This is a genomic window from Microcella sp., assembly GCF_040286215.1.
Lineage (GTDB): Bacteria > Actinomycetota > Actinomycetes > Actinomycetales > Microbacteriaceae > Microcella.
In genome coordinates, this window is sequence record NZ_JAVKCK010000015.1 from 1 (window position 1) to 2,885 (window position 2,885).

3 protein-coding genes are annotated in these 2,885 nt (G+C 64.2%); all 3 read left to right on the forward strand.

Annotated features, from left to right (window positions below; genetic code table 11):
• The coding region (locus RJQ01_RS07620) for a cupin domain-containing protein (protein ID WP_350476145.1) at positions 1–402 on the forward strand (402 nt) is incomplete at its 5' end.
• Positions 403–447: 45 nt separating this feature from the next.
• Positions 448–1,398 (forward strand): alpha/beta hydrolase, encoded by a 951-nt coding sequence (locus tag RJQ01_RS07625; RefSeq protein WP_350476146.1) that lies wholly within the window; start codon positions 448–450, stop codon positions 1,396–1,398.
• On the forward strand, positions 1,395–2,786 hold the full coding sequence (locus RJQ01_RS07630) for a dihydroorotase (protein ID WP_350476147.1): 1,392 nt from the start codon (positions 1,395–1,397) through the stop codon (positions 2,784–2,786). The genes RJQ01_RS07625 and RJQ01_RS07630 overlap by 4 nt, the downstream gene beginning before the upstream one ends.
• Positions 2,787–2,885: the final 99 nt, after the last annotated feature.

The window sequence follows — 2,885 nt, forward strand, 5'->3', positions numbered from 1 at the left end:
GTCATCATCAAGGACCTCAAGACGACGGACCTGACCCCGCGCGAGTATCGCAACACGCGTGCGCGGTTCTACCGTCTGGGGCACGACATCCGCCTGCAGCCGCACCTGAGTGAGCTTCCGCCGCTGGGTGCGTCGGTGAACCACCGTCACACGACGGAGGCCGTGATCTACATCGTCTCCGGTGTGGGGTACTCGGTGATCAGTTGGGATGGCGTGAACGAGGAGCGCATCGATTGGGAAGAGGGCGACATGTTCAGCTTCCCGGTGTGGATGTGGCACCAGCACTTCAACTCGAGCGAGACCGAGAGTTGCCGCTACCTCGCGGTGCAGGACACGTTCGCGATCAAGGCTCTGGGCCTGCACGCGATCGAACGATTCCCCGAAAGCGACACCAAGAAGTAGGAGTCGGCGAACGCCTTCTTGTCCGCTCGAGAGAATGAGGATCCAGTGAGAGAGACCGCGGTTGAGTTCTACAGCGAGGGTGACCGCATTGCGGGCATCTGGCGCACACCCGACACCGATGGGCCGTTCCGTGCCATCGTCCAAGGACCGGGATGGCTCGGTCTCAAGGACGGCAAGCTCTACGTGCGGTACCACGAAGCGCTCGTGGCCGCCGGCTTCGCCGTGCTCATCTTCGACTATCGCGGATTCGGCGATTCGCAGGGTGACCGCGGCGTACTGTCGCCGTCGCGCCAGCTTCAGGACCTCGTCAACGCCGTGACCTATCTCACGACTCGCGACGACGTCATCGCAGACGCGATCGGTGCTTTCGGCAGCGGGGGCACCGGCGGGGGCAACTCGATCATGCTCGCCGACGCGGACCCCCGCGTGAAGGCCGCGGTGAGTCAGGTGCCTGTCGCGGATGGTGAGGATTGGCTGCACCGCATGCGTCAGGAGCACGAGTGGCTCTCGTTCCTCGCGGCGCTCGACGAGGACCGCCGCCAGCGCGTGCTCACGGGTGAAGGTCGACGCGTTCACCCGCGCGAGGAGATCATGGTGCCGACGCCCGAGCGCAGGGCGACGAAGATCAAGGCGGACGTCGACGACAAAATCCCGACCTCGATCTCGCTCTCCGCCGCGGAGGAGATCATCGCCTACAAGCCGATCGTCGCGGCGCGCAAGCTCACGACTCCGCTCATGGTGATCGGCGTGAGCGGCGATGCCACAACACCGACGGACCACGCGGAACGTCTCTACGAGGCCGCGCAGGGGCCGAAGACGATGATCATGCAGAACCACACCACGCACTACGCCGCCTACGACCGTTACTGGGAGCAGACCACGCCGCGCATCGTGGAGTGGTTCGACCGCTATGTGCGACCGGCGGATGTCAACGTTCGCACCTTTCTGCCCGACACTGCGGGTGAGACGCTGGAGAACCTGGAGGCCCCGAAATGACCATTGATCTGCGACTGAGCGGAGGGCGTGTCGCCACGCCGAGCGGACTCATCGATGCCGATGTGCTCGTGAGCGGCGAGAAGATCGTCGGACTCGTGTCTCGCGACACGACCGTGGGTGCGACCACGGTCACGGACGTCACCGGCAAGCTCGTGCTGCCCGGAATGGTCGACGTGCACGTGCACACCCGCGAGCCTGGCTACACGCACAAGGAAGACATCCGCACCACCACTCTTCAGGCGGCAGCAGGCGGTGTCACCACCATCTTTGGCATGCCGAACCTGAGCCCGCCTACGACGGATGTCGCGACTCTGCGCGACGTCTTCGACATGTACGCGGCCAGCTCGATCGTGGACTACAACCACAACCCGGCCCCGACGAAGCTCGACGAGGTCATGGGCATGAGCGAGATGGGTATTCGCGCCTACAAGATCTACATGGTGGTCGACACGGGTCGTACCTATCCGCACCCCGCCGGCACGGGCATGCACGACCACGGTCACCTCCTCCAGCTCATGGACGAGATCGCCAAGACGGGGAAGCGGTTCATCATTCACCCGCACGACCAGGCGCTCATGGACTACATCGAAGGCGAGTACCTCAAGCGCGGCGAGAACACCCCGCAAGGCTACGCGCAGGCCTACGCAGCCCGACAGGGCGTGATCTGGGACACGGCCATCGATGTCTGCATCCGCCTCGCGGAGGCGTCCGGCTGCCCGATCCACATCGCGCACATCCAGACACCTCTCTCCATCGAGGCGGTACGCCGCGCCAAGGCGCGTGGCATCGACGTCACGTGCGAGGTCAATCACTGGGCGCCCTTCTTGGCGACCTGGAGAGACGTCGAGACTCTCGGCCCCTACGCCCTCTCCTACTGGGTTCCCGACGAGGCCCGTGAAGCCATCTGGGAGGGTATGCGAGACGGCACGATCGATGTCGCGTCGAGCGACCACGCGCCGCACACCCGGGAAGAGAAAGAGATTGGGTGGACCGAGATGTGGAGCGCTCACACCGGCACACCGGGTATCCAGTACTACTACCCGCTGCTTCTCGACGCAGTGAACAAGGGCCAGCTCACGCTCGATCGCGTGATCGACATGGTGGCAACGCAGCCCGCCGAGCTCTTCGGCCTGGGCGGCGTCAAGGGCTCGCTGCAGGTCGGATCGGATGCGGACATCGTCGTCGCGGACATGGACTCCACCTGGACGATCACGCACGAGGACACGCTCTCCAAGATCGGCTGGACCTGTTATGACGGCCGAGAGATCACCGCTCGCATCGACAGGACGTACGTGCGCGGAAACGAAGTATTCGCCGATGGCGTCGTGACGGGCAAGCCCGGCACCGGAAAGCTCGCGTTGTCGAGCGCTGACAGAGAAGGAAAGTGACCATGAAATTCGGGCTCCTACTGCCGCACTTCGGCGAGCACGCCAGCAAGGACAAGCTTCTCGAGGGCTCGATCCTCGCCGAGAAGATGGGCTTTGACT